Origin of the sequence: Halorhodospira sp. M38 (assembly GCF_022227985.1) — a bacterium.
GTDB classification, from domain to species: Bacteria; Pseudomonadota; Gammaproteobacteria; order Nitrococcales; family Halorhodospiraceae; genus Halorhodospira; species Halorhodospira halophila_A.
Window position 1 is genome coordinate 199,390 of the sequence record NZ_JAJNQP010000003.1, and the last position, 25,589, is coordinate 224,978.

Genomic DNA, 25,589 nt, shown 5'->3' on the forward strand with positions numbered 1-25,589 from the left:
GCATTCAGGCAGATTGAGGTGACGCCGTGAGCGACATGGCCAAGAATCTGATCCTTTGGGTCATCATCGCCGTCGTGCTGATGTCCGTATTCAGCAACTTCCAGGAGCAGTCGGCGGATGTGACCGAGAAGGTCCCCTACTCCGAGTTCCTCAACGAGGTCGAGCGCGGCAATATCCGCGAGGTGCTGATCCGGGGCGAGGAGATCACCATCCAGCACGCCGACGGCAACGAGTACCTGACCTTCAACCCCGAGGTGGACAACCGGGCGCTGATCGGCGAACTGCTCGAGCACGGCGTCACCATCGATGCGGAGCGGGCTGAGGAAGACAGCATGCTCCTGCAGATCCTCATCTCGTGGACGCCCTTCCTGCTGCTGATCGCCGTGTGGATCTACTTCATGCGCCAGATGCAGGGAGGCGGTGGCGGCCGCGGGGCGATGTCCTTCGGCAAGAGCAAGGCCAAGATGATGACCGAGGAGCAGAGCAAGCACAGCTTCTCGGACGTGGCCGGCTGCGACGAGGCCAAGGAGGACGTCAAGGAGCTTGTGGACTTCCTGCGCGACCCAAGCAAGTTCCAGAAGCTCGGCGGGACCATCCCGCGCGGCGTGCTCATGGTCGGGCCGCCGGGAACCGGCAAGACCCTGCTCGCCAAGGCCATCGCCGGCGAGGCGCGGGTGCCGTTCTTCTCCATCTCCGGCTCGGACTTCGTCGAGATGTTCGTCGGCGTCGGCGCCTCCCGGGTGCGGGACATGTTCCAGCAGGCCAAGAAGCAGGCGCCGTGCATCATCTTCATCGATGAGCTGGACGCCGTCGGCCGTCAACGCGGCGCCGGGCTCGGTGGCGGTCACGACGAGCGCGAGCAGACGCTAAATCAGATGCTCGTCGAGATGGACGGTTTCGAGGGCAGCGAGGGCATCATCGTCATCGCCGCCACCAACCGGCCGGACGTGCTCGACCCGGCACTGCTGCGCCCCGGCCGCTTCGACCGCCAGGTGGTGGTGCCGCTGCCGGATGTGCGCGGACGCGAGCAGATCCTGAACGTGCACATGCGCAAGGTGCCCATGGCCGACGACGTCCGGCCCGAGATCATCGCCCGCGGAACGCCGGGCTTCTCCGGGGCCGATCTGCAGAACTTGGTCAACGAGGCGGCGCTGTTCGCAGCGCGGGCCAACAAGGAGGCCGTCGATCAGACGGACTTCGAGCAGGCCAAGGACAAGATCATGATGGGCTCCGAGCGCAAGTCCATGGTGATGAAGGAAGACGAGAAGAAGCTCACGGCCTACCACGAGGCTGGGCACGCCATCGTCGGCCTGCGCACCCCGGAGCATGATCCGGTCCATAAGGTGACGATCATCCCACGCGGTCGTGCGTTGGGCGTGACCATGTTCCTCCCGGAAGAGGATCGGTACAGCTACACCAAGCAGCGCCTGGACAGCATGATTGCCAGCCTCTTTGGCGGCCGGATCGCCGAGGAGCTGATCTTTGGCAACGACCGGGTCACCACCGGTGCCCAGAACGACATCCAGCGGGCCACCGAGATTGCCCGCAACATGGTCACCAAGTGGGGGCTCTCGGCGCGGCTTGGCCCGCTTGCCTACGGCGAAGAGGAGGGCGAAGTCTTCCTCGGCCGCTCGATGGCGCAGCAGAAGGAGGTCTCGGACGAGACGCAGCACGCCATCGACGAGGAGGTCCGGGCGGTGATCGACAGCAACTACACCGCCGCGGAGAAGATCCTCCAGGAGAACCTGGAAAAGCTCCATATCATGGCCGATGCCCTGATGAAGTACGAGACCATCGACCGCGACCAGATCGATGACATCATGCAGGGCAAGGAGCCCCGGCCGCCCAAGGGGTGGCAGGATCGCGATCAGGGCGGTGGCTCCACCGACGAGGGCGAGACGGTCGGGGTTGACGACCAGGCCGAAACGGATGGCAAGGACGACGGCCGCGAGGGACCCATCGGCGGACCCGTAGGCGAACACTGATGGTGGCGTTGTCCGACGGGGCGGTTCTCCATTGCGGGGGCCGCCCCCTCTCGTTAGATCGGCCGCGGGTTATGGGCGTGCTCAACGTGACCCCGGACTCCTTTTCGGACGGGGGCCACTTCCTCGACCTGGAGCAGGCGCGCGCCCATGCCCGGCGGATGGTGGCCGAGGGCGCCGACCTGATCGATGTCGGAGGCGAGTCGAGCCGCCCCGGTGCGCCGCCGGTGCCGCTGGAGCAGGAGCTTGAGCGAGTGGTCCCGGTCGTCGAGGCCCTGGCCCGCGAGGTCGATTGCCCGATCTCCGTGGACACCTACAAGCCCGAGGTGGCCCGCGAGGCGGTAGCCGCCGGGGCGGGTTTGATCAACGACATCCGTGCGCTGCAGGAGCCGGGGGCCGCGGAGGCAGCCGCCGGGCTGGGCGTCCCAGTGTGTCTGATGCACATGCAGGGTCAGCCCCGGACCATGCAGGATGCGCCGAGCTACAATGACGTGGTGACCGAGGTGGCCGAATGCTTGGCGGAACGGATGGCCGCCGCCGAGGAGGCCGGGCTGCCACGCGAGCGCATGCTGCTCGATCCGGGGTTCGGTTTCGGTAAGACGCTGGAGCACAACTACCAGCTGCTCCGGCACCTGGATCGGATCGTGGCGCTCGGACCACCGGTGCTCGTCGGCATGTCGCGCAAGTCCATGATCGGCAAACTGCTGGATCGCCCGGTGGAGGAGCGGTTGCCAGGCAGCCTGGCGGCGGCGGCCGTCGCCGTGTTCCAGGGGGCACGGATCATCCGTGCCCACGATGTTGGGGCAACCGCCGACGCGGTGCGGGTGGCAGCGACGGCCGCGAGCGCCTAGGCAAGTGCACTGAAAGGGAACACGGACTTGGCCGAGCAGAGAATCTATTTCGGAACCGATGGCATCCGCGGGCGGGTCGGCGAGGCGCCGATCACCCCGGACTTCGTCCTCAGGCTGGGCTGGGCGGCTGGCCGTGTCCTCGTCGGCGAGGGGCAGCGCAAGGTGGTCATCGGCAAGGACACCCGGCTGTCCGGGTACATGTTCGAGTCCGCCCTCGAGGCCGGTTTCGCGGCCGCCGGCGTGCACAGTCTGATGCTCGGGCCCATGCCGACCCCGGCCATTGCCTACCTGACGCGGACCCTCCATGCCCGGGCCGGTGTCGTCATCAGCGCCTCGCACAACCCGCATTACGATAACGGGATCAAGTTCTTCGGCCCGGATGGCTACAAGCTCGACGACGCCACCGAAGAGGCCATCGAGCGACTGCTCCAGGACGGGCCGCCGCAGATGGTCCCCTGCCAGGAGCTGGGCCGCGCGACCCGTATCAACGACGCGGTCGGGCGGTACATCGAGTTCTGCAAGGGCTCTGTGGGTCGGCGCATCGACCTGCGCGGTCTCCGGGTCGTGGTTGACTGCGCCCACGGTGCCACCTACCAGGCGGCACCGGCGGTGCTCCGCGAGCTGGGTGCCGAGGTGGTGCTCATCGGCCACGAGCCGGACGGGCTGAACATCAATGTCGATCACGGCTCCCAGCACCCGGAGCGTCTGTGCCGACGGGTGGTGGACGAGTCCGCGGATGTCGGTGTGGCGTTCGACGGCGACGGCGACCGGGTGATCATGGCCGACCGGTCCGGCCGCCTGATCGATGGCGATGGTCTGCTCTATATCATCGCTACGGCCCGGGTGGCCCGTGGTCAGGCGTGCGGACCGGTGGTCGGCACCCAAATGACCAACCTCGGCCTGGAGGTGGCGCTGCAGGAGCTGGGGCTTCCCCTGGAGCGGACCCGGGTGGGCGACCGTTATGTCCTCGAGCGGCTGCTGCAGGTCGGCGGTGTGCTGGGCGGTGAGTCCTCCGGTCATATCATCTGCCTGGATCGGACCACCACCGGCGACGGGCTGATCTCGGCGCTGCAGGTGCTCGAGGCCATGGTGACCACCGGCCGGCCGCTGGATGAGCTGGTCGCCGGGATGCAGTACTATCCACAGCGTCTGGTCAATGTGCCGATCGAGCGTGGCGTGGACGTACTCGGGTTGCCGGCGGTCAACGAAGCGGTCAGCGAGGCCGAGCAAGAGCTCGGCGAACGGGGGCGGGTGTTGTTGCGTCCGTCCGGGACAGAGCCGCTGCTGCGGGTGATGGTCGAGGGCGCCGACGGGGCGCAGGTGGATCGCCTGGTCGAGTCGCTGGCGGAGACCGTGGCCAGCGCGGCCCGGGGTGCGGCCACCGACCCGATTTGATTTCAGTCGCTTGTGTAGATAGGCTTCGTCAGCTTCACAGGAATCCATAGACAGGGTTGGGTCTAGGCATGCGGCGCAAGATCATTGCTGGTAACTGGAAGATGAACGGCGACCAGGATCTGGTCCGCCGCGTTGCGGAGCACGCTGCCGACAGCGGTGGCGATGCCGAGCTGGCGGTCTGCCCGCCGTATCCCTTGCTCGCGGCGGCCGCATCGCAGCTGCCATTCGGTGTGGCGCTGGGTGCGCAGGACGTCAGCGAGTACGAGTCGGGCGCCTACACCGGCGAAGTGTCGGCGGGCATGCTGCTCGAGGCGGGGTGCCGTTACGTGATCGTCGGGCACTCGGAGCGTCGGACGCTCTACGGCGAGGACAACGGCCGGGTGGCCGGCAAGTTCGTGGCGGCGCGCAATGCCGGGCTGACCCCGATCCTGTGCGTTGGCGAGACCCTGGCCGAGCGAGATGCCGAGCGCACCGAGACTGTGGTAGGTGAACAGCTCGACGCTGCCATCGACGCCGTGGACGGGGCGGCCTTCCAGGGGGCGGTCATCGCCTATGAGCCGGTCTGGGCCATTGGGACCGGGCGGACCGCAACCCCGGAACAGGCGCAGGCGGTGCACGCTTTCATCCGTCAGCGCGTTGCGGAGCGCGATGGCAATGAGGTGGCCGACCAGCTGCGCATCCTCTACGGGGGCAGCATGAAGGCGGACAATGCCGCCGAGCTCCTGGCCCAGCCGGATATCGACGGCGGTCTGATCGGTGGCGCGTCGCTGGATCCCGACAGCTTCCTTTCGATTTACAACGCAGCCGCGGAGGGCTGAGGTAGACCCATGTTTGAAGCGTTGCTTGCCGTCCATATCGTCATCGCCGTTGCCCTGGTGGTGCTGGTCCTGCTGAACCAGGGGAAGGGCGCTGACATGGGAGCCGCCTTCGGCAGCGGTGCCTCGAGCACCGTCTTCGGCTCGCGCGGCGCAGCGACCTTCATGACCAAGCTGATTGCGACCCTGGGTACGACCTTCTTCCTGACCAGCCTGGGGCTGGCGGTGATCGCCTCGCAGGGGATCGGCGGCGGCGCTTCGGTGATTGGCGACGACGACGTGCTCGAGAGCGAGGAAGAGACGGAAGAGGAGGATCCGGAGGCGCCGGCGGCTCCGGACATGCCGGCGGAGCAGGAGGCCCCCGCGCCTGAGGCGCCGGGTCAGCCGGTGGAGCCGGACGCGCCTGCGGAAGAGGGTGAAGCGGAGTAGCCCCTTTTCCGCGATTGCGGGATTGAATCGCGGGATCAGGGTTGCTATCATGCGTCCCGCGTTGGGGCAGAGTAAACGCCCAAGCGCAACTGTCTACGTGCCGAAGTGGTGGAACTGGTAGACACGCCGTCTTGAGGGGGCGGTGGCGAAAGCCGTGCCGGTTCGAGTCCGGCCTTCGGCACCATCTATATCTCTCCTTCCTCAGCGCGCACTCGCGCGATATCCCGCACCCTGATCGTCCCTGTCTGGTCGCGCCGGTTGGCGGGATTGATTTCCCGCAACCGTCACGATCGTTTGTCGGCACGATAACGTCTTTAAAATCAGGAAGTTAAAAAAGCCGCTGAGTTGACACGGAGAGAGACCGCTCCGTAAACTCCAGCGATGTTCGACACGGGGGCGGGGCACCGGTCCCGTGTTCTCACCAGCGGAGCGGCGAACGATGCTAGAGAATTACCTCCCGGTTCTGCTCTTCATTGTCGTCGGGCTCGTCTTCGGCGTCCTGCCTCTGGCTGCCGGGTTCGTGCTCGGTCCTCGGCGTGAAGATCCGGAAAAGCAGTCGCCTTACGAGTGCGGCTTCGAGGCCTTCGAGGATTCGCGCATGAAGTTCGACGTGCGCTATTACCTCGTCGCCATTCTGTTCATCCTCTTCGATCTCGAGATCGCCTTCCTCTTCCCTTGGGCAGTTGTGTTGGACGACATTGGGCTGTTCGGCATCTTGGCCATGGGCCTATTTGTCGGGCTTCTCGTGATCGGTTTGCTCTACGAGTGGCGTAAAGGGGCGCTGGAATGGGAGTAGAAGGCATCCTGGAGCGGGGGTACGTGACGACCTCCGCGGATAAGCTGATCAACTGGGCGCGGACCGGCTCCCTGTGGCCCATGACCTTCGGCCTGGCCTGCTGTGCCGTCGAGATGATGCACACCGCGGCGGGGCGCTACGACATGGACCGCAACGGTCTGATCTTCCGGCCCAGCCCGCGGCAGTCTGATGTGATGATTGTCGCCGGCACGCTCTGCAACAAGATGGCCCCGGCGCTGCGCAAGGTCTACGACCAGATGCCGGAGCCGAAGTGGGTGATCTCCATGGGGTCGTGTGCCAACGGCGGGGGGTACTACCACTACTCCTACTCGGTGACGCGCGGCTGCGACCGCATCGTCCCCGTGGACATCTACGTCCCCGGTTGTCCACCCACGGCCGAGGCCCTGTACTACGGCATCCTGCAGCTGCAGAACAAGATCCGCCGGACCAATACCATCGCACGTTGAGGGAGAGTCATGGCTGAGCCCGAGAGCCTGTTGGAGCAGCTCCGCGGCCATTTCGGTGGTCGTTTGACCGATTGCTGGCTCGAGCGCGGCGAGGTGACGCTGGAGGTCCGGCCCGCCGAGTTGGTTGCGGTGATGACCGAGCTGCGTGATGCCGCCGATTGGCGTTTCGAGCAGCTGTCCGATGTCGCCGGGGTCGACTACGCCGCCTACGGCCAGGATGAGTGGATCACCGAGTCGGCGACCGGGACAGGCTTCAGCCGCGGGGTGACCGAGCCGGGGTTTGGGCGTCTGGGCCTGACCGGCATCTACGGGGTGCAGTCGATCGAGGAGCGGACCGGCCGGCGTTTCGCGGCGGTCTATCAGCTGCTGTCGTTGACGCACAATCAGCGCCTTCGCGTGCGCTGCTTCGCCGAGGATGACGACCTGCCGGTATTGCCCTCTGTGTCGGGCCTCTGGCCGTCCGCCAATTGGGCCGAAAGGGAGGCTTTCGACCTGTACGGTATCGTTTTCGAAGGCCACCCGGATCTGCGCCGGATCCTCACCGATTACGGTTTTGTCGGGCACCCCTTCCGCAAGGACTTCCCGCTGATCGGCAACGTAGAGCCGCGCTACGACCCCGAGAAGGGGCGTGTCGTCTACGGGCCGGTGGAGATCGAGCCGCGGGTGCTCGTGCCGCGGGTGATCCGCGAAGACAACCGTTACGCCGCACCGCACAAGGCGGAAGGCACGGAGGGACAAGCCGATGGCTGAGTTCCAGAGCTATACCCTGAACTTCGGCCCGCAGCACCCGGCGGCGCACGGGGTGCTGCGTTTGGTGCTGGAAATGGAGGGGGAAACGGTGCGCCGCGCCGACCCCCACATCGGTCTGCTGCACCGGGCGACGGAGAAGCTGGCCGAATCCAAGCCGTACAATCAGTCCATCGGCTACATGGACCGGCTCGACTACGTCTCGATGATGTGCAACGAGCACGGCTATGTGCGCGCGATCGAGAAACTGCTCGGTATCGAGCCGCCGCTGCGGGCGCAGTATATCCGCACGATGATGGACGAGGTCACCCGCATCTTGAACCACCTGATGTGGCTCGGCGGGCACGGGCTCGACGTCGGCGCCATGACCGCGTTCCTGTATACCTTCCGCGAGCGCGAGGATCTCATGGATGTCTACGAGGCGGTCTCGGGCGCGCGGATGCACGCGACCTACTACCGCCCGGGCGGGGTGCACCGCGACCTGCCCGACCAGATGCCCAAGTACGAGCCCTCGCCCTACCGCAGCGAGAAGGAGTTGCGTGAGATGAACCGCGCCCGCGAGGGCTCGGTGCTCGACTTTCTCGACGACTTTTGCGAGCGCTTCCCCGCCTGCGTGGACGAGTACGAGACGCTGCTGACCGAGAACCGGATCTGGAAGCAGCGACTGGTGGACATCTGCCCGGTCTCCGCCGAGCGTGCCGTGGAACTCGGCTTTACCGGTCCGCTGCTGCGCGGCTCCGGAGTGGCCTGGGACCTGCGCAAGAAACAGCCTTACGCCGCCTACGACCGGGTCGACTTCGACATCCCGGTCGGCGTCAACGGTGACTCCTACGACCGCTACTTGGTGCGTGTCGAGGAGATGCGCCAGTCGGTGCGCATTATCAAGCAGTGCGTGGACTGGCTGCGCGACAACCCGGGCCCGGTGCGGGTCGACGATCCGAAGGTGACCCCCCCGACCCGGGAAGAGATGAAAGACGACATGGAGTCGCTCATCCACCACTTCAAGCTCTTCACCGAAGGGTACTGCACGCCGCCCGGCGAGGTTTACGCCGCGGTAGAGGCGCCCAAGGGCGAGTTTGGCGTCTACCTGATCTCGGACGGCGCCAACAAGCCGTACCGCTTAAAGGTCCGGCCGCCGTGCTACTACCACCTGGCGGCTACTGACGAGATGATCCGCGGCTACATGCTGGCGGACGTGGTGACCCTGATCGGCTCGCTGGATGTGGTGTTCGGGGAGGTGGATCGGTGACGGAGCAGACGGTGGCAGCAGAGACCCTGAGCGCGGACCAGTGCCGGCGTATCGACCACTGGCTGGCTAAGTATCCCGATGACGAGCAGGGGCGGGCGTCGGCGATCATCCCGGCGCTGCACATCCTGCAGGATGATAACGGCGGCTGGCTGGAGCGGCGTCACGTGGCGGCGGCCGCAGACTACATCGGCATGCCCCGGGCCAGCGCCTTCGAGGTGGCGACCTTCTACTCCATGTTTCACCTCGATGAGCCGGTGGGCCGGCACAAGGTCAATATCTGCACCAATATTTCGTGCTGTCTCAACGGCGCCGATGAGCTGGTGGCCTACGCCGAGGAGAAGCTCGGGATCCGGCTCGGCGAGACGACGCCGGACGGACGCATCACGCTGGTGCGCGAGGAGGAGTGCCTGGCCGCCTGCACGCGGGCGCCGATGATGGTCGTCGACGGGCACTACTACACCCATCTGACCCGCGAGCGGATCGACGAGATCCTCGACGGGCTGAGCTGAGCCGCAGGGCGCGGAGGGGTCATGGTCAACCAAGTTTGTTATACGACCCTGGGCTATGACGAGCCGTGGAGCCTGGAGACCTACCGCAAGGTGGGTGGCTACAAGGCCCTCGAGCGCGTGCTGCGCACGCCCATGTCGCCCCAGGAGGTCATCGACGAGGTCAAGCAGAGCGCCCTGCGCGGTCGGGGCGGTGCCGGCTTCCCGCCGGGGATCAAGTGGGGGTTCATGCCCCGCGACAGTGCCGGGCAGAAGTACCTGATCTGCAACTCGGATGAGTCCGAACCGGGAACCTGCAAGGATCACGACATCCTGCGTTTCAACCCGCATGCGGTGGTCGAGGGGATGATCATCGCCGGCTACGCCATGGGCGCGAGCGTCGGCTACAACTACCTGCGCGGCGAATTCCATCACGAGCCGTTCGAGCGTATGGAGCAGGCGGTGGCCGAGGCCCACCAGGCCGGCTACCTGGGGCAGAACATCCTCGACTCGGGCTTCGATTTCCAGCTCCACAACCACTACGGTGCCGGCGCCTATATCTGCGGCGAAGAGTCGGCACTCATGGAGTCGCTCGAGGGCAAGAAGGGCCAGCCCCGATACAAGCCGCCTTTCCCGGCGCAGGTCGGCATCTACGGCAAGCCGACGACCATCAACAACACCGAGACCCTCGCCTCGGTGCCTGCGGTCATCCGCAATGGCGCCGACTGGTTCCTCAACCTCGGTAGGCCGAACAACGGCGGCGAGAAGATCTTCTCCGTCTCCGGTCACGTCGAGCGCCCCGGCAACTACGAGATCCCGATGGGCATCCCCTTCCGCGAGCTACTGGAGATGGCCGGCGGTGTGCGTGGTGGTCGCCGGCTCAAGGCGGTGATCCCCGGCGGCAGCTCGACGCCGGTGGTCCCCGGCGAGACCATGCTCGAGACCGACATGGACTACGACAGCATTGCTGCAGCCGGCTCCATGCTCGGCTCCGGGGCCGTGGTGGTGATGGACGATACCACGGACATGGTGCGCATCCTCGCCCGTATCACGCGCTTCTATTACGCCGAGTCCTGCGGGCAGTGCACGCCGTGTCGTGAAGGCACCGGCTGGCTCTATCGCGCGGTCCAGCGGATCCATGAGGGGCGCGGCACCCACGACGACCTACGCATGCTCGAGGAGGTGCCGGGGCAGATCGCCGGGCACACCATCTGCGCCTTCGGTGATGCGGCGGCAACTCCGGTGCAGAGCTTCATCCAGCACTTCCGGCACGAGTTCGAGCACTACATCGAGCACGGTCGATCCCCGGTGGAGGCAGCGGCATGAGCGCAAACGAGGAGACGGTCACCATCGAGGTCGATGGGTGCTCCATCGAGGCCCGCAAGGGCGAGATGCTGATTCAGGCCACCGACCGTCACGGGATCCACGTCCCGCGGTTCTGCTACCACAAGCACCTCTCGGTGGTGGCCAACTGTCGGATGTGCCTCGTCGAGGTCGAGAAGGCGCCGAAACCGCTGCCGGCGTGCGCCACGCCAGTGGCTGACGGCATGGTGGTGCGCACTACATCGGCGACGGCGATCAAGGCGCAGCGCGGGGTGATGGAGTTCCTGCTGATCAACCACCCGCTCGACTGCCCAATCTGCGACCAGGGCGGCGAGTGCGAGTTGCAGGACATCTCCATGGGGTACGGCCGCGGGATCTCGCGCTTTACCGAAGGCAAACGCTCCGTGGCCGACGAGGACCTTGGCCCGCTGGTCGCCACGGAGATGACCCGCTGTATCCACTGCACCCGCTGTGTGCGCTTCCTCGACGAGGTGGCCGGGCAGAAGGAACTCGGTGGCATGGGGCGGGGCGAGCACATGGAGATCTCGACCTACCTGGAAACGGGTCTAAGCTCGGAGCTCTCCGGCAACGTGATCGACCTCTGCCCGGTTGGAGCGCTGACCAACAAGCCGTTCCGTTTCCGGGCCCGTCCGTGGGAGCTGCTCAGCTTCCCAGCGGTCTCCCCCCACGACGGGGTCGGCTCGAACCTGGCGCTGCACACCCTGCGCGGACGTATCCAGCGGGCGGTGCCGCGCGAGAACGAGGCCATCAACGAGACCTGGATCGCCGACCGCGACCGGTTCGCCATTGAGGGGGTCGACCACGCCGACCGGCTTGTGCAGCCGATGATCAAGTGCGACGGCCGTTGGCACGAGGTGCCCTGGGAGACGGCACTCGATCGCGCCGCGGGGGCCCTGCAGGGGGTCGTCCAGCGCCACGGCGCTGATGGTCTGGGCGGGCTGCTGGCGCCGAGCGCCACCCTCGAGGAACTCTACCTGGCGGCGCGACTGCTGCGCGGTCTGGGGAGCGGGAACGTCGACCACCGGCTCCGCGAGGTGGACACCTCGGACCAGGAACAGGCACCGCCCTTCCCCTATCTCGGGCAGGAGATCGCCGAGCTCGAGCAGGTCGATGCGGCGCTGCTGGTCGGGGCCTATACCCGACACGAGCAGCCGCTGATCAACCACCGCCTGCGCAAGGCCGCGCGTTCGGGCGCGCAGATCATGGCCCTGAACCCCCGGGGGTTCGATTGGAACCTGCCGCTGGCCTCAGAGCAGGCCGTTGCGCCGGCGCAGCTGGTTGCCGAGTTCGGCGCGGTGGCGGTGGCAGTGGCCGAGGGAGCCGGGCGCTCGCTGCCCGACGAATTGGCTGCCGTGGCCGGACCGGTGACGGATCACGCCCGCGAGGTGGCGCGCCGGTTGGCCGCGGCGCAGCGGCCCACGGCGCTGCTCGGCAACCTCGCCAGCAGTCATCCGCAGGCTGCCGCGTTGCGGGCCCTGGGCAGCTGTATCGCGGAGTTCTGCGGCGGGCGCCTCGGGGTTCTCGCCGAGGCCGGCAATACCGCCGGTGGCTGGTTGGTCGGCGCGGTGCCACATCGTCAGGCCGGCGGCGTGGCGGCACAGCCGGCCGGACGCAGCGCCGACGCCATGCTGCGCGCCGGGCTCAAGGGGTATCTGCTGCTGAACGTCGAGCCGACCCGCGATCTATGGGATCCGCAGGCCGCCCGGCAGGCCATGGAGCAGGCCGAAGAGGTGGTGGCCATCACGGCCTTCGCCGACGAGCAGCTGCGCGCCCAGGCCGACGTCCTGCTGCCGATGGGCGCTTTCGGCGAGAGTGCCGGGACGTACGTCAACAACGAGGGCCGCTGGCAGAGCTGCCGTGGTGTGGCGGAGCCTCCCGGCGAGGCACGCCCGGGCTGGCGCGTCCTGCGTGCCCTGGGCACGGTCCTCGGGGTGGAGCGCTTCGAATACAACGACATCGCCGATGTTTACGGCGAGCTGGCCGGGCTCTGTCGGGATCTGAGGCCGGGGTCGCACTACCCGGCCACGGCGGTGGCCGCCGGGGCGAAGACGGGGCAGGGCTTGGCGCTGGCCGGTGGTGTGCCGATCTACGCCGGCGATCCGCTGGTGCGGCGCGCGCTGCCACTGCAGCAGGCGCCGATTGCCGGGCGGGCCGAGGTGGTGCTTGCCCCGCAGACGGCGGCCGAACTCGGGTTTTCGCAGACGCAGCCACGCCGCGTCCGGGTCCGTGCCGACAGCGGGGTGGCGGAGCTGCCGCTGGTCGTGGATGACGCCGTGCCGGCAGGCGTGGCCTGGATTCCTGCCGGGCTGGATGAGCGTGCGGCGCTCGGCGGCCCTTACGGGACCGTCTCGCTGGAAGCGCTCTAGGCCGCAGAGCCGCAGAAAAGGACGATCGAGGGCATGTACGAGACACTCTTCTGGCAGTTCGCCAAGATCTGGGCCGTCCTGATCCCGCTGTTCCTGGCCGTGGCCTATTTCACCTACGTCGAGCGGCGGGTGATCGGTCACATGCAGGATCGACGCGGGCCCAACCGGGTCGGTCCCCGCGGGCTGCTGCAGCCCATTGCCGATGCGCTGAAGCTCCTTTTCAAGGAGATCACCATCCCGACCTACGCCAGCCGGACGCTGTTCCTGATCGCCCCGGCGATGGCCATCATGCCGGCCCTGGCCGCGTGGGCGGTGATCCCCTTCGACGACGGCCTGGTGGTGGCGGATATCAACGCTGGTCTGCTCTACATCCTGGCGATGACCTCGCTGGGGGTGTACGGACTGATCATCGCCGGCTGGGCCTCCAACTCCAAGTACGCGCTGCTCGGTACCTTGCGCGCCTCGGCCCAGGTCGTGTCTTACGAGATCGCCATGGGGTTCGCGCTGGTCGGTGTGTTGCTGGCCGCCGGGACGATGAACCTCACCGGCATCGTCAACGCCCAGGCCGGTCCGTTCTGGGAGTGGTTCTGGCTGCCGCTGCTGCCGCTGTTCCTGATCTACTGGATCTCCGGCGTCGCCGAGACCAACCGGGCGCCGTTCGACATTGCCGAGGGCGAGTCCGAGATCGTTGCCGGTTTCCACGTGGAGTACTCGGGAATGGCCTTCGCGGTCTTCTTCCTGGCCGAGTACGCCAACATGCTGCTCATCTCGTTCCTCGCGGCGACTCTGTTCCTGGGCGGGTGGCACTCGCCCTTCGAGGGGCTGCCGGTGCTTGGGCCAGCGTTCGATTGGGTCCCCGGGATCGTCTGGCTGTTCGCGAAGGCTGCCTTCTTCGCCTTCTGCTACCTGTGGTTCCGCGCCACCTTCCCGCGCTACCGCTACGACCAGCTCATGCGGCTGGGCTGGAAGGTTCTGATCCCGGCCACCGTGGTCTGGCTGGTGGTGCTCACCGGCTTGGTCTACGGCGGCGTCGGTCCTTGGTTCTGACGGGGGTACGGTCATGAGACCGCTAAACGACTATCTGAACAGCTTCCTGTTCACCGAGCTGCTGCGCGGACTGCGGCTGACGGCGGGGCACATGTTCTTCCGACGCAGCGTCACGCTGGAGTTCCCGGAAGAGCGGGCGCCGAAGTCGCCGCGTTTCCGGGGGCACCTGGCCCTGCGTCGATACCCCAACGGCGAGGAGCGCTGTATCGCCTGCAAGCTCTGCGAGGCGGTGTGCCCGGCGCTGGCGATCACCATCGATTCACACCAGCGCGCCGACGGCACACGGCGCACCACGCGCTACGACATCGACATGTTCAAGTGCATCTACTGCGGCTTCTGCGAGGAGTCCTGCCCGGTAGACTCCATCGTCCTGACCCGGCTCGACACCTTCCACATGGAGCGTCGCGAGGAGCGGGTCGCCGACAAGCAGAAGCTGCTGGCCATGGGTGACAAGTACGAGAGCCAGCTGGCGGCCGATCGCGCCGCCGATGCGCCCTACCGGTAATGGGAGCCTCGGGCTTATGGAACAGGTGATCTTCTACATCTTCGCCGGGGTGCTGCTGTTCGCGGCGACCATGGTGATCTCCGTGCGCAACCCGGTCCACGCGGCGCTGTTCCTGGTGCTCGCGTTCTTTAACGCTGCGGTGATCTGGGTACTGGCCGGTGCCGAGTTCCTCGGCATCGCCCTGGTGTTGGTGTACGTCGGCGCGGTGATGGTGCTCTTCCTCTTCGTGCTGATGATGCTCGATATCAACATCGCCCCGATGCGCGAAGGGTTTACCCGCTACCTGCCGGTCGGGGCACTGGTGGCGGTCCTGATGGCGGCGCAGCTGGTGGCGGTCATCGTCTCCGAGCGGGCGGACCTGGTCAGTGGGACCATCCCCGAGCCGGCGGCGGACGTGAACAATATCCAGGCGATTGGCGGGGTGTTGTACACGGTCTACGTCTACCCGTTCGAGATCGCGGCGGTGATCCTACTGCTGGCCATCGTTGCCGCGATCACCCTGACGCTGCGCCGGCGCGAGGGGACGCACAAGCAGGATGTGCCCCGGCAGCTGTCGGTCAAGAAGGACGACCGCCTGCGCATGGTGCGCATGAAGTCCTCGCGACGGCAGGACCATACGCGGAACTGAGGGCCCGAAGCCGGGCAAACGACTAGCGAAGGCAAGCAGGAAGGCCCAATGATCGAGCTGTCCGATTTCCTGATCCTGGGGGCGTTGCTGTTCTCCCTCGGCGTGGCAGGCATCTTCCTCAACCGGAAGAACGTGATCCTGCTGTTGATGTGCATCGAGCTGATCCTGCTCGCCGTGAACATCAACTTCATCGGCTTCTCCGCCTATCTGGAGGATATAGCCGGGCAGATCTTCGTCTTCTTCATCCTCACCGTGGCGGCGGCGGAGGCGGCCATCGGCCTGGCCATCGTCGTGGTCCTGTTCCGCTCACGCGGCGACATCAACGTTGCCGCCCTGGATGCGATGAAGGGGTAAGCCATGGAGACGGTCCTCTACGCCATCGTCCTCTTTCCGCTGGTCGCCGCCGCCATCGCTGGCATGGCTGGCGGCTGGATCGGACGCGCCGGAGCCCACTGGGTGACCATCCTCGGTGTCGCCATTTCCTGCGCCCTTTCCTTCTGGGTGCTGCACGGCCTGGTCTGGGGCGATCTGGAGCCGGTGGACTTCACCGTCTACACGTGGGCCTCGGTGGGCGACCTGAGCTTCGAGATCGGCTTCCTGGTCGACCGGCTCACCGCGGTGATGATGGCCACCGTCACCTTTGTCGCGCTGATGGTCCATATCTACACCATCGGCTACATGCACGACGACCCAGGCTATCAGCGGTTTTTCAGCTACATCGCGCTGTTCACCTTCGCCATGCTGATGCTGGTCATGGCGAACAACCTGCTGCAGCTGTTCTTCGCCTGGGAGGCTGTCGGGCTCGTCTCTTACCTGTTGATCGGTTTCTGGTACACCCGCGAGAGCGCCATCTTTGCCAACCTCAAGGCGTTTCTGGTCAACCGCGTGGGGGATCTGGGGCTGCTTCTGGGCATCGCCGTACTGGCTGGTGCCTTTGGCACGCTCCACTACGGCGAGATCTTCGCGGCGGTGGAGGCCGATCCCGGCCGGACGCTGAACCTCTTCGGCGCCGCCGAGTGGAGCCTGGTGACCGTCGCCGCGCTGCTGATCTTCATCGGCTGCATGGGCAAGTCGGCCCAAGTCCCGCTCCATGTCTGGCTGCCGGACTCCATGGAGGGCCCAACGCCCATCTCGGCGCTGATCCACGCCGCGACCATGGTGACCGCCGGCATCTTCCTGGTCGCCCGCATGTCGCCGGTCTTCGAGCTGTCCACGGTGGCGCTGACCGTGGTCCTGGTCGTGGGTGCGCTGACGGCCTTCTTCATGGGCTTGATCGGGCTGGTACAGAACGACATCAAGCGGGTCATCGCCTACTCCACGCTCTCCCAGCTCGGCTACATGGTCGCGGCCCTGGGCGTGTCGGCCTACGCGGCCGGTGTCTTCCATCTGTTCACCCACGCCTTCTTCAAAGCACTGCTCTTCCTCGGGGCCGGCTCGGTGATCATCGCCCTGCACCACGAGCAGGACATGCGCAAGATGGGCGGGCTGGCCCGGTACATGCCGGTGACCTACATCGCCATGCTGGTCGGCACCCTGGCGCTGATCGGCATCCCCGGCTTCTCTGGCTTCTTCTCGAAGGACGCCATTATCGAGGCCGTGGGGTACTCCGCCGGCGGCTGGGCCACCTTCGCCTATTGGCTGCTGGTGCTCGGGGTCTTCGTCACCGCGCTCTATAGTTTCCGCCTGCTGTTCATGGTCTTTCACGGCGAGGAGCGCATGGACGAGCACGCCCGCAAACATCTGCACGAGAGCCCGCTGGTGGTGACCGTGCCGCTGGTGCTCCTGGCGGTGCCCTCGGTGCTGATCGGCCTGTTCACCTTCGGGCCGATGGTCATGGGCGACTTCTTCTACGCCGACGGGTCGATCCGCGTGCTTGCCGATCAGACCGGCCTGGATCGCCTGGCGGACGGGTACACCGGGGTTCTGGGCTTCATGGCCCACGCGTTGGTGACGCCGGTGCTCTACCTGGTGCTGGCCGGTGTCTTCGTGGCCTGGCTGCTCTACCTGCGTCGCCCCGACCTGCGGGAACGGGTGGTGGCGCCCCTGCGTCCGCTGCAGCGGGTGCTGGAGCACAAGTACGGGTTCGACTGGCTCTACATCCGCGGGTTCACGGATGGCGGTCGAGCGATCGCCGGGCTGCTGTCGAAGGTCGGGGATCGCTGGCTGATCGACGGGCTGCTGGTCAACGGGTCGGCGCGTCTGATCGGCCGGGTCGCTGCCGGGGCGCGGTACTCACAGACCGGGTACCTGTATCACTACGCCTTCGTCATGGTCATCGGCGTACTGCTGCTGATCTCATTCTTCGTTGTGCGAACGCTGTTCGCCTAGTGCGCGGCTTCGGAACGGACGCGCAAGAACGCAGGGGAAGAACGGATGTTCGACGGTTGGTTGCTTAGCCTGATTATCTGGCTGCCGATCCTCGGCGGTGCCGCGGTGCTGGCCGTTGGCCAGCGCTCGGAGGTGGCGGTCCGGGAACTGGCCACCGGCGTGGCCGGGCTGACGTTCCTGTTCAGCCTTGTGCTCTGGTTCGCCTTTGAACCCGGGAGCGGCATGCAGTTCGTGGAGAAGCGCGACTGGGTGCCGACCTTCGACATCCACTACCACCTGGGGGTGGACGGTATCTCCATGCCGCTGGTGGTGCTGACCGCCTTCGCCACGCTGTTGGTGGTGGTCGCCGGTCGCAGCGGGCTCACCTATCGGCCGGCGCAGTACATGGGTGCCTTCCTGATCATGGAGGGGCTGATGGTTGGCGTCTTCGCGGCGCTCGACGCCATCCTCTTCTATGTTTTCTGGGAGGCGATGCTGGTGCCGATGTTCCTGCTCATCGGTATCTGGGGCGGCGCCAACCGCATCTACGCCACCATCAAGTTCTTCCTCTACACCTTCCTCGGTTCGGTGCTGATGCTCATCGCCTTCCTCTATCTGCGTTGGGAGGCGGGCAGCTTCGGCGTACTCGATTTCCACGGGCTGAGCATCGGGCTCGAGGCGCAGATCCTGATCTTCCTGGCACTGCTGGCGGCTTTTGCCGTCAAGGTGCCGATGTGGCCAGTACACACCTGGCTCCCCGATGCACACACCGAGGCGCCCACCGGTGGCTCGGTGATCCTGGCGGCGATCACCCTGAAGATGGGCGCCTACGGGTTCCTGCGCTTCGCGCTGCCCATCGCGCCGGAGGCGAGCCAGGAGCTGGCCTGGCTGGTGATCGCCATGTCGCTGATCGCCATCGTCTACATCGGTTTGGTGGCCATGGTCCAGGAGGACATGAAGCGGCTGATCGCCTACTCATCGATCGCCCACATGGGCTTCGCCACCCTGGGGTTCTTCGTCATCTTCCAGGCCGGTCTCGGTGCCGAGGCCGGGGACGGCGCCCTGATGGCGATGACCGGCGGCTACGTCCAGCTGATCTCCCACGGGTTCATCTCAGCGGCGCTGTTCCTGTGCGTCGGCGTGCTCTACGACCGGATGCACACCCGGAACATCGCCGACTACGGTGGTGTGATCAACCGCATGCCGATCTTTGGCGCCCTCTTCGTGGTTTTCGCCATGGCCAACGCGGGCCTGCCCGGGACCTCCGGCTTCGTCGGCGAGTTCCTGGTCATCCTCGGCAGCTACCAGGCCAGCTTCTGGTACGCCGCCATCGCCGGTCTGACCCTGATCGTTGGAGCTGCCTACTCGCTGTGGCTGGTCAAGCGGGTCATCTTCGGTCCGGTGGCCAACGAGCGGGTGGCTGCGCTGAACGACCTCGACCGGCGCGAGTTCATGCTGCTCGGCGTGCTGGCGGTGCTGGTGATCGGCGTCGGTGTCTATCCCCAGGCGCTGGTCGCTGTGGCGGAGCCGACCCTGGTCGAGTTGTTGAACGACGTCTCTGCAGCGCTCCCGGCTGCCCGGTAAGGAAGGAGAGGCAATGAGCTTCGAGACGCCCGATTTCTCCCTGGCGCTGCCGGAAATCTGGTTGCTGGCGGCCACCTGCGGCGTGCTGGTGGTGGACCTCTTCTCCAGTGATGCCCGGCGTAGCGCGACTTTCTATCTGACCCAGGGGGCGCTGCTGGTGACGGCGGTGCTGGCCCTGAGTACCCAGTGGGGCGTGAACGAGGTGACCTTCTCGGGCCACTACGTTGCCGACTCCCTGGGTGCAGTGGTCAAGGCCTCCGTGGCACTGCTGTCCATGCTGGCCCTAGCCTACACGCGGCCCTATCTGGGCGACCGCGGGTTGCTCCAGGGGGAGTTCTACCTGCTGGCCCTGTTCGCCAACCTGGGCATGCTGGTGATCGCCTCCGGCGCCAGCCTGCTCAGCTTGTATCTCGGCCTGGAGCTGCTGTCGCTGGCCCTCTACGCCCTGGTGGCCTATCACCGCGACTCGCGCCGTGCGGCTGAGGCGGCCATGAAGTACTTCGTTCTCGGTTCGCTGGCCTCCGGCATCCTGCTCTACGGCATGTCGATGGTCTACGGCGCTACCGCGAGCCTGGAGCTGTCGGTGATCGCCGAGGTGGCGGGCCGCCACTCCGATCCACTGATGCTGCTCTTCGGGGTGGTGTTCATGCTGGTGGGCGTGGCCTTCAAGCTCGGTGCCGCGCCGTTCCATGCCTGGGTGCCGGACGTCTACCAGGGCGCCCCCACGCCGGTGACCCTGTTCCTGAGTACGGCGCCGAAGGTGGCGGCCGTGGCGCTGTTCATGCGGTTGCTGGTCGACGGTCTGGGACCGATGCACGAGCAGCTTGAGCCGATGCTGATGATCCTCGCCGTGGCCTCGCTGCTGGTCGGCAACCTGATCGCCATCGTGCAGACCAACTTCAAGCGCATGCTGGCTTACTCGGCCATCGCCCACGCCGGGTTCATCATGGTCGGGTTTACCGCCGGTACCGATGCCGGTCACGCGGCCGCGCTGTTCTACACCATCGCCTACAGCATCATGGCGGCCGGCGCGTTCGGCATGATCACGGTGCTGGCCCGCTCTGGGTTCGAGGCTGAGGAGATCGCCGATCTGCGCGGGCTCAACGAGCGTCATCCGGTTTACGCCGGGGTGCTGCTGCTGGTGCTGGTGTCGATGACCGGCATTCCCGGTACGGTCGGCTTCTACGCCAAGTACCTGGTGCTCCAGGCGGCCGTCGAGGCGGGGCACATCCCGCTGGCGATCTTTGCCGTAGTGGCGGCCGTGGTTGGGGCCTTCTACTACCTGCGGGTGCTTAAGGTCGTCTATTTCGACCGCCCCGAGGCGGAGGCCGACACGCAGGCGCTGCCGGCCCCCGGCGCGTCCTCCGCCATCCGCAGCTTGGTGGTCGTCAACGGTGTGGCGGTCCTGGTGCTCGGGATCTTCCCCGAGCGGTTGATCGCCCTGTGCCAGGCGGCCCTGGGACTGTGACGGTGGATCGGCTCGCGAAGGCGGGGACGGCTTGATGTTTGCATAGGGTCTCCGTATAATCCTCTTTAACAGTTGCGGGGTGGAGCAGTCTGGTAGCTCGTCGGGCTCATAACCCGAAGGTCGCAGGTTCAAATCCTGCCCCCGCTACCAATCCGGAAAGGCGGCCCATGGCCGCCTTTTTTGTGGGCGCTTGACGGACGGTCCCGTTGGGTCAGCCGGCGTGGGCCGTGCGCTTTTTTGTCACCTGGCGCGTGTGTATAATCGCCGGCTGAAGCTGCGAGGGTGGTTGGGCTCGCAGGCTCTTTGGACACGCCCGCCGTCGGTTCGCCGACGAGCGGACTCGGGGGGAGGGCCTTAGGCCCTCTTTTTGTTTGTGGTGCCGGATGTCTCAGATCCAGACGCTTCACTCGTTACTCGAACCGACGGTGGCCGGGCTCGGCTATGAACTGGTCGGGGTCGAGCTGACCGGGGCAAAGGGCAATCGCACGCTGCGCGTGTTCATCGACACGCCCGCGGGCGTTCGCCTGGAGGACTGCGAGGCGGTCAGTCACCAGGTCAGCGGTCTGCTCGATGTCGAGGACCCGATCGAGGGGGCCTACCATCTCGAGGTCTCCTCGCCGGGACTGGACCGGCCGATCTTCAAGTCGGCGGATTACGATCGCTTCAGCGGTGAGCGCATCCAGCTGCGCCTGCTGGAGCTCTACGAGGGGCGTCGCCGGATCAAGGGCGTCCTGCTGGGACTGGATGATGAATTCGTGCGGGTGCGCGATGTCGACGGGATCGAGCTGCGCATCCCCCTGGAGCTGATCGACCGGGCGCGGCTGGATCTCGAGCCGTGAAGGGCGTCGGCCGCAGAAGAACAGCGGAGTCGGAGGCATGAGTAGAGAAATCCTGTTGGTCGTGGAGGCCACCTCCAATGAGAAGGGCGTGGACCGGGAGGTGATCTTCGAGGCCATTGAAGCGGCCCTGGCCTCGGCCACGCGCAAGCGGCACATGGAAGACATCGACGCCCGGGTCGCGGTGGATCGGCAGACCGGTGACTACGCCACCTATCGACGCTGGGAGGTGGTGCCCGATGAGGAGTCCGTGGAGGAGCCGCAGCGCCAGATCAGTCTGGAGCGCGCCCGCGAGCGGGACGCCGGTGCCGAGGTGGGGGGCTACGTCGAAGAGCCGATCGAGTCCGTGGACTTCGGCCGCATCGCGGCGCAGACCGCCAAGCAGGTTATCGTGCAGAAGGTGCGCGAGGCCGAGCGGGCTCAGATCGTCGACGCCTACAAACACCGGATCGGTGAGTTGGTCAACGGCACGGTCAAGCGCATGGAGCGCGGCAGTGCCATCATTGATCTGGGCGAGAACACCGAGGCGCTGGTCTCCCGCGAGGATCTGATCCCCCGCGAGGCGATCCGGCCCAACGACCGGATTCGCGGCTATCTGCGCGACGTCCGCTCTGAACCGCGCGGGCCGCAGCTGTTCGTCAGCCGCACGGCCAACGACTTCCTGGTCGAGCTGTTCAAGATCGAGGTGCCCGAGGTCGGTCAGGGGCTGATCGAAATCCTCGGCGCCGCCCGTGACCCGGGCATGCGTGCCAAGATCTCGGTACGTGCCCTGGATCCCCGCATCGATCCGGTCGGGGCCTGCGTCGGCATGCGCGGCTCGCGCGTGCAGGCGGTCTCCAACGAGCTCAGTGGCGAGCGCATCGACATCATCCCGTGGGACGAGAACCCGGCACAGTTTGTCATCAACGCCCTGGCGCCGGCCGAGGTCGAGTCCATCGTGGTCGACGAGGATCGTGGCGCCATGGATGTGGCCGTGGCCGAAGAGCAGCTCTCACAGGCCATCGGCCGTGGCGGGCAGAATGTGCGCCTGGCCAGCGAGCTTACCGGCTGGGAGCTCAACGTGATGACCGCCGAGGAAGCCGAGGCCAAGAGCGAGCGCGAGGCCGGCGAACTGGTACAGCTGTTTGTCGAGCACCTGGATGTCGATGAAGACGTTGCCGGGGTGCTGGTCCAGGAAGGGTTCTCCAGCATCGAGGAGGTGGCCTATGTGCCCACCGCCGAGCTGCTGGAGATCGAGGAATTTGACGAGGATATCGTCGAGGCCCTGCGCAGTCGCGCCCGGGACGTGCTCCTGGCCCAGGCGATTGCCGAGGAGGCCAACGAGAACCAGCCTAGCGAGGAGCTGCTGGCCCTCGAAGGGATGGATGAGCAGACGGCAAAGGCCCTGGCTGAGCGCGGCGTCGTCACGGTTGAGGATCTGGCCGACCAGTCCGTGGACGACCTGCTGGAGGTCGAAGGCATGGATGAGGATCGGGCCGGGCAGCTGATCATGAAGGCCCGCGAGCCTTGGTTCGCGGCCAGTGAGGGCGGCGAGCGCGCCGACTGAAAAGAGGGGACACGACGAGGTCTCTGACTTGGGCCGCGTCCGGAGAGTGTTATATGGCGGAAACGACGGTAAAAGAATTTGCGCAGACGGTAGGGATCCCGGTGGAACGGCTTCAGGCTCAACTGGAGGCGGCGGGACTCGGCCGGCGCGACGACGATGCAGCCCTCTCGGCGGAGGACAAGGCGACGCTGCTGGCTCACCTGAGGCAGGGGAGTGCTGCCCAGGACGAGGAGGGCGGCGGCTCCGACGGATCCCCCAAGAAGATCACCCTCAAGCGGCGCAGTCACAGCCAGCTTAAGATGCCGGCGGGCCGCGATGCGGGCAGTCGTGGTCCGCGGCAGACGCGCACGGTCAATGTCGAGGTCCGCAAGCGGCGCACCTACGTCAAGCGCAGCGATATCGAGGCCGAGGAGAAGCGCAAGCAGGAGGAGGCCGAAGAGGCCGCCGCACAGCTTGAGCGCGCCCTCGAGCAGGAAGAGGCTCAGCGCGAGGAGGACGCCGCCGAGGCCCAGCGCACCAGCGACCAGGCAGCGCCCGCCGCTGACGAGGCCGCACCGGCCGATGAGGCCTCCAGTGACGCGGTCGCGCCGGAGGCGACGGCGGAAGAGGGCAGTGCGGAAACCGCTGCCGCGGAGGCATCCGACGCCGAAGAGCAGGCAGCGGCGGAGCCGGAGGAGACGGCGGCCGACCAGACCGCTCGCGCCCAGGCCGAAGCCCTCAAGGAGAAGCCCAAGAGTCAGCAGGACGAGGCCAAGAAGCGGGAAGAGGAGCGGGAGCGCAAGCGCGCCGAACTCGAGGCCAAACGCGAGCGCGAGGCTGAGGAGCGCGCCCAGCGCAAGCAGGAGGCCAAGCCGAAGAAGAAGAAGAAGGAAGAGCAGTCTGCTGGGGGCCGTGGCGCCGGCAGTCGACGCGGAGGCAAGAAGCGCGGTGGCGGTACGGCGGCCAGGCAGCTGCAGCAGGAGTTCGAGCGCCCGACCGCGCCGGTCGTCCGTGAGGTCGAGATTCCCGAGACGATCACGGTGGCCGAGCTCGCTGACCGGATGAGCGTCAAGGCCGCCGTGCTGATCAAGGAGATGATGAAGCAGGGCGTGATGGCCACGATCAACCAGGCCATCGACCAGGAGACCGCGGCGATCCTCGTCGAGGAGATGGGCCACAAGCCCAAGCTCGAGCGCGAGGACGACGTCGAGGAGGAACTGCTGCGCCAGAGCGAGGAGCCCGAGGGCGAGCAGATCGGCCGGGCGCCGGTGGTGACCGTGATGGGCCACGTCGACCACGGCAAGACATCGCTGCTCGACCACATCCGCCGCTCCAAGGTGGCTTCCGGCGAGGCCGGCGGAATCACGCAGCATATCGGCGCCTACCGCGTCGAGGGTGAGAACGGTAGCGCCACCTTCCTCGATACGCCCGGCCACCAGGCGTTCACTGCCATGCGGGCCCGGGGCGCGCAGATGACCGACATCGTCGTGCTCGTGGTGGCCGCCGATGACGGTGTCATGCCGCAGACCAAGGAGGCCGTCGACCACGCTCGCGCCGCCGAGGTGCCGATCGTCGTGGCGGTCAACAAGATGGACAAGGAGGACGCGGATCCCAACCGCGTCAAGCAGGAACTCGCCCAGATGGAGGTCATCCCGGAGGAGTGGGGTGGCGACGTGCAGTTCGTCCACGTCTCGGCGATGACGGGCGAGGGTGTGGACGAGTTGATCGAGGCCATCGTCCTCCAGGCCGAGTTGCAGGAGCTCAAGGCTGTCAAGGATTGCCCGGCTCGCGGCGTGGTTCTTGAGTCCAGCCTCGACAAGGGCCGCGGTCCGGTGGCCACGGTGCTGGTCCAGAACGGCTACCTGCATCGCGGCGACACGGTCATCTCCGGCACCGAGTTCGGCCGCGTCCGGGCTCTGGTGGATGAGCACGGCCAGCGCGTCAACGAGGCCGGCCCGTCGACCCCGGTGGAGGTGTTGGGTCTTTCCGGGCTGCCGGATGCCGGCGATGACTTCATGGTGGTCGAGGACGAGCGCAAGGCCCGCGAGGTGGCCGAGAGCCGCACCGAGCGTCAACGTGAGAAGCGCCTGGCGCAGCAACAGGCGGCCCGGATGGAGAACCTCTTCTCGCAGATGAAGGAGGACGAGGTCTCCACCATCAACCTACTGGTCAAGGCCGACGTCCACGGTTCCGCTGAGGCGCTGCGGCAGTCGCTGGAAGACCTCTCCCACGAGGAGGTTCGCGTGCGCGTGGTCTCCTCCGGTGTAGGTGCCATCACGGAGTCGGACGTCAATCTGGCGCTGGCCTCCGAGGCGATCCTCATCGGCTTCAATGTCCGCGCCGACGCTGCGGCCAAGCGCATGGTTCAGGAGAACGGCGTCGACCTGCACTACTACAGCGTCATCTACGACGCCATCGAGCAGGTCAAGAACGCCATCTCCGGCATGCTCGAGCCGGCCCTGGAGGAGCACATCCTGGGCACGGCGGAGGTTCGCGAGGTGTTCCGCTCGTCGAAGCTCGGTCAGGTGGCTGGCTGCCTGGTGGTCGACGGCGTGGTCCGCCGCCGCAACCCGATCCGGGTCCTGCGCGAGAGCGTGGTGATCTTCGAGGGTGAACTGGAGTCCCTGCGGCGGTTCAAGGATGACGTCAACGAAGTGCGTGCCGGCACCGAGTGTGGTATCGGCGTGAAGAACTACAACGACGTCCGCGTTGGCGACCAGATCGAGTGCTACGAGCGGATCGAGGTGCAGCGGAGCCTGTAGC

22 protein-coding genes and 2 tRNA genes are annotated in these 25,589 nt (G+C 66.5%); all 24 read left to right on the plus strand.

Annotated features, from left to right (window positions below):
* Window positions 1–26 precede the first annotated feature (26 nt).
* The 24 genes from ftsH (at window position 27) to infB (ending at window position 25,588) form a co-directional block, all read left to right on the plus strand.
* A complete protein-coding gene (gene ftsH, locus LRA98_RS03705) occupies window positions 27–1,985 on the plus strand; it encodes an ATP-dependent zinc metalloprotease FtsH (RefSeq protein ID WP_201171475.1) in 1,959 nt (652 codons plus the stop codon).
* Entirely contained in the window at window positions 1,985–2,833 is an 849-nt protein-coding gene (gene folP, locus LRA98_RS03710; protein WP_201242074.1) for a dihydropteroate synthase, read from the plus strand. The genes ftsH and folP overlap by 1 nt, the downstream gene beginning before the upstream one ends.
* Before the next feature lie 27 nt (window positions 2,834–2,860).
* Entirely contained in the window at window positions 2,861–4,228 is a 1,368-nt protein-coding gene (gene glmM / locus LRA98_RS03715) for a phosphoglucosamine mutase (RefSeq protein WP_201171463.1), read from the plus strand.
* A gap of 68 nt (window positions 4,229–4,296) precedes the next feature.
* Entirely contained in the window at window positions 4,297–5,046 is a 750-nt protein-coding gene (gene tpiA / locus LRA98_RS03720) for a triose-phosphate isomerase (RefSeq protein WP_201171461.1), read from the plus strand.
* 9 nt (window positions 5,047–5,055) lie between these two features.
* Window positions 5,056–5,472 carry a preprotein translocase subunit SecG gene (secG, locus tag LRA98_RS03725; protein ID WP_201171459.1) on the plus strand — a complete coding sequence of 139 codons (417 nt, stop codon included), beginning with the start codon at window positions 5,056–5,058 and terminating at the stop codon, window positions 5,470–5,472.
* Window positions 5,473–5,571: 99 nt separating this feature from the next.
* Window positions 5,572–5,656, plus strand: a tRNA-Leu gene (locus LRA98_RS03730).
* A 255-nt stretch (window positions 5,657–5,911) separates the two neighbouring features.
* On the plus strand, window positions 5,912–6,268 hold the full coding sequence (locus tag LRA98_RS03735) for an NADH-quinone oxidoreductase subunit A (RefSeq protein ID WP_011814551.1): 357 nt from the start codon (window positions 5,912–5,914) through the stop codon (window positions 6,266–6,268).
* Window positions 6,259–6,735 (plus strand): NuoB/complex I 20 kDa subunit family protein, encoded by a 477-nt coding sequence (locus LRA98_RS03740; RefSeq protein ID WP_011814550.1) that lies wholly within the window; start codon window positions 6,259–6,261, stop codon window positions 6,733–6,735. Before LRA98_RS03735 ends, LRA98_RS03740 begins: the two co-directional genes overlap by 10 nt.
* Before the next feature lie 9 nt (window positions 6,736–6,744).
* Window positions 6,745–7,485 (plus strand): NADH-quinone oxidoreductase subunit C, encoded by a 741-nt coding sequence (locus tag LRA98_RS03745; protein WP_201171457.1) that lies wholly within the window; start codon window positions 6,745–6,747, stop codon window positions 7,483–7,485.
* A complete protein-coding gene (locus LRA98_RS03750) occupies window positions 7,478–8,731 on the plus strand; it encodes an NADH-quinone oxidoreductase subunit D (RefSeq protein ID WP_201171456.1) in 1,254 nt (417 codons plus the stop codon). Before LRA98_RS03745 ends, LRA98_RS03750 begins: the two co-directional genes overlap by 8 nt.
* Window positions 8,728–9,240, plus strand: a complete 513-nt coding sequence (locus LRA98_RS03755; protein WP_201171454.1) for an NADH-quinone oxidoreductase subunit NuoE — start codon at window positions 8,728–8,730, stop codon at window positions 9,238–9,240. Before LRA98_RS03750 ends, LRA98_RS03755 begins: the two co-directional genes overlap by 4 nt.
* Window positions 9,241–9,261: 21 nt before the next feature.
* Entirely contained in the window at window positions 9,262–10,542 is a 1,281-nt protein-coding gene (gene nuoF, locus LRA98_RS03760; protein WP_201171452.1) for an NADH-quinone oxidoreductase subunit NuoF, read from the plus strand.
* Complete coding sequence (gene nuoG, locus LRA98_RS03765; protein WP_238633486.1) at window positions 10,539–12,926, plus strand: NADH-quinone oxidoreductase subunit NuoG; 2,388 nt, start codon at window positions 10,539–10,541, stop codon at window positions 12,924–12,926. Before nuoF ends, nuoG begins: the two co-directional genes overlap by 4 nt.
* Window positions 12,927–12,959: 33 nt before the next feature.
* Window positions 12,960–13,973: an NADH-quinone oxidoreductase subunit NuoH gene (gene nuoH, locus LRA98_RS03770; RefSeq protein ID WP_201171444.1), complete on the plus strand. Its 1,014-nt coding sequence runs from the start codon at window positions 12,960–12,962 to the stop codon at window positions 13,971–13,973.
* Between the two features lie 13 nt (window positions 13,974–13,986).
* Window positions 13,987–14,478, plus strand: coding sequence for an NADH-quinone oxidoreductase subunit NuoI (gene nuoI / locus LRA98_RS03775; protein ID WP_201171441.1), 492 nt, complete (start codon window positions 13,987–13,989; stop codon window positions 14,476–14,478).
* A 16-nt stretch (window positions 14,479–14,494) separates the two neighbouring features.
* On the plus strand, window positions 14,495–15,106 hold the full coding sequence (locus tag LRA98_RS03780; protein WP_201171439.1) for an NADH-quinone oxidoreductase subunit J: 612 nt from the start codon (window positions 14,495–14,497) through the stop codon (window positions 15,104–15,106).
* Between the two features lie 48 nt (window positions 15,107–15,154).
* A complete protein-coding gene (gene nuoK, locus LRA98_RS03785) occupies window positions 15,155–15,460 on the plus strand; it encodes an NADH-quinone oxidoreductase subunit NuoK (protein ID WP_201171437.1) in 306 nt (101 codons plus the stop codon).
* 3 nt (window positions 15,461–15,463) lie between these two features.
* The gene (gene nuoL, locus LRA98_RS03790) at window positions 15,464–17,434 is read left to right on the plus strand and encodes an NADH-quinone oxidoreductase subunit L (RefSeq protein WP_201171434.1); all 1,971 of its coding nucleotides are present in this window, start codon (window positions 15,464–15,466) and stop codon (window positions 17,432–17,434) included.
* Between the two features lie 45 nt (window positions 17,435–17,479).
* Window positions 17,480–18,997, plus strand: coding sequence for an NADH-quinone oxidoreductase subunit M (locus LRA98_RS03795; protein ID WP_201171432.1), 1,518 nt, complete (start codon window positions 17,480–17,482; stop codon window positions 18,995–18,997).
* 13 nt (window positions 18,998–19,010) lie between these two features.
* Window positions 19,011–20,465, plus strand: a complete 1,455-nt coding sequence (gene nuoN, locus LRA98_RS03800; RefSeq protein WP_201171430.1) for an NADH-quinone oxidoreductase subunit NuoN — start codon at window positions 19,011–19,013, stop codon at window positions 20,463–20,465.
* A 73-nt stretch (window positions 20,466–20,538) separates the two neighbouring features.
* Window positions 20,539–20,615: transfer RNA gene (locus LRA98_RS03805), tRNA-Met, on the plus strand.
* 233 nt (window positions 20,616–20,848) lie between these two features.
* Window positions 20,849–21,304, plus strand: coding sequence for a ribosome maturation factor RimP (gene rimP / locus LRA98_RS03810; RefSeq protein ID WP_238633487.1), 456 nt, complete (start codon window positions 20,849–20,851; stop codon window positions 21,302–21,304).
* A gap of 37 nt (window positions 21,305–21,341) precedes the next feature.
* Window positions 21,342–22,847: a transcription termination factor NusA gene (nusA, locus tag LRA98_RS03815; protein ID WP_201171426.1), complete on the plus strand. Its 1,506-nt coding sequence runs from the start codon at window positions 21,342–21,344 to the stop codon at window positions 22,845–22,847.
* A gap of 53 nt (window positions 22,848–22,900) precedes the next feature.
* The gene (gene infB / locus LRA98_RS03820) at window positions 22,901–25,588 is read left to right on the plus strand and encodes a translation initiation factor IF-2 (RefSeq protein ID WP_201171424.1); all 2,688 of its coding nucleotides are present in this window, start codon (window positions 22,901–22,903) and stop codon (window positions 25,586–25,588) included.
* The last annotated feature ends 1 nt before the right edge of the window (window position 25,589 follow it).

Bases quoted from the DNA above. Each gene is read 5' to 3' on its own strand.
- folP (WP_201242074.1), top strand. From the start codon at position 1,985: ATGGTGGCGTTGTCCGACGGGGCGGTTCTCCATTGCGGGGGCCGCCCC.
- tpiA (WP_201171461.1), top strand. From the start codon at position 4,297: ATGCGGCGCAAGATCATTGCTGGTAACTGGAAGATGAACGGCGACCAG.
- secG (WP_201171459.1), top strand. From the start codon at position 5,056: ATGTTTGAAGCGTTGCTTGCCGTCCATATCGTCATCGCCGTTGCCCTG.
- LRA98_RS03735 (WP_011814551.1), top strand. From the start codon at position 5,912: ATGCTAGAGAATTACCTCCCGGTTCTGCTCTTCATTGTCGTCGGGCTC.
- LRA98_RS03740 (WP_011814550.1), top strand. From the start codon at position 6,259: ATGGGAGTAGAAGGCATCCTGGAGCGGGGGTACGTGACGACCTCCGCG.
- LRA98_RS03745 (WP_201171457.1), top strand. From the start codon at position 6,745: ATGGCTGAGCCCGAGAGCCTGTTGGAGCAGCTCCGCGGCCATTTCGGT.
- LRA98_RS03750 (WP_201171456.1), top strand. From the start codon at position 7,478: ATGGCTGAGTTCCAGAGCTATACCCTGAACTTCGGCCCGCAGCACCCG.
- nuoF (WP_201171452.1), top strand. From the start codon at position 9,262: ATGGTCAACCAAGTTTGTTATACGACCCTGGGCTATGACGAGCCGTGG.
- nuoG (WP_238633486.1), top strand. From the start codon at position 10,539: ATGAGCGCAAACGAGGAGACGGTCACCATCGAGGTCGATGGGTGCTCC.
- nuoH (WP_201171444.1), top strand. From the start codon at position 12,960: ATGTACGAGACACTCTTCTGGCAGTTCGCCAAGATCTGGGCCGTCCTG.
- nuoI (WP_201171441.1), top strand. From the start codon at position 13,987: ATGAGACCGCTAAACGACTATCTGAACAGCTTCCTGTTCACCGAGCTG.
- LRA98_RS03780 (WP_201171439.1), top strand. From the start codon at position 14,495: ATGGAACAGGTGATCTTCTACATCTTCGCCGGGGTGCTGCTGTTCGCG.
- nuoK (WP_201171437.1), top strand. From the start codon at position 15,155: ATGATCGAGCTGTCCGATTTCCTGATCCTGGGGGCGTTGCTGTTCTCC.
- nuoL (WP_201171434.1), top strand. From the start codon at position 15,464: ATGGAGACGGTCCTCTACGCCATCGTCCTCTTTCCGCTGGTCGCCGCC.
- LRA98_RS03795 (WP_201171432.1), top strand. From the start codon at position 17,480: ATGTTCGACGGTTGGTTGCTTAGCCTGATTATCTGGCTGCCGATCCTC.
- nuoN (WP_201171430.1), top strand. From the start codon at position 19,011: ATGAGCTTCGAGACGCCCGATTTCTCCCTGGCGCTGCCGGAAATCTGG.
- rimP (WP_238633487.1), top strand. From the start codon at position 20,849: ATGTCTCAGATCCAGACGCTTCACTCGTTACTCGAACCGACGGTGGCC.
- nusA (WP_201171426.1), top strand. From the start codon at position 21,342: ATGAGTAGAGAAATCCTGTTGGTCGTGGAGGCCACCTCCAATGAGAAG.
- infB (WP_201171424.1), top strand. From the start codon at position 22,901: ATGGCGGAAACGACGGTAAAAGAATTTGCGCAGACGGTAGGGATCCCG.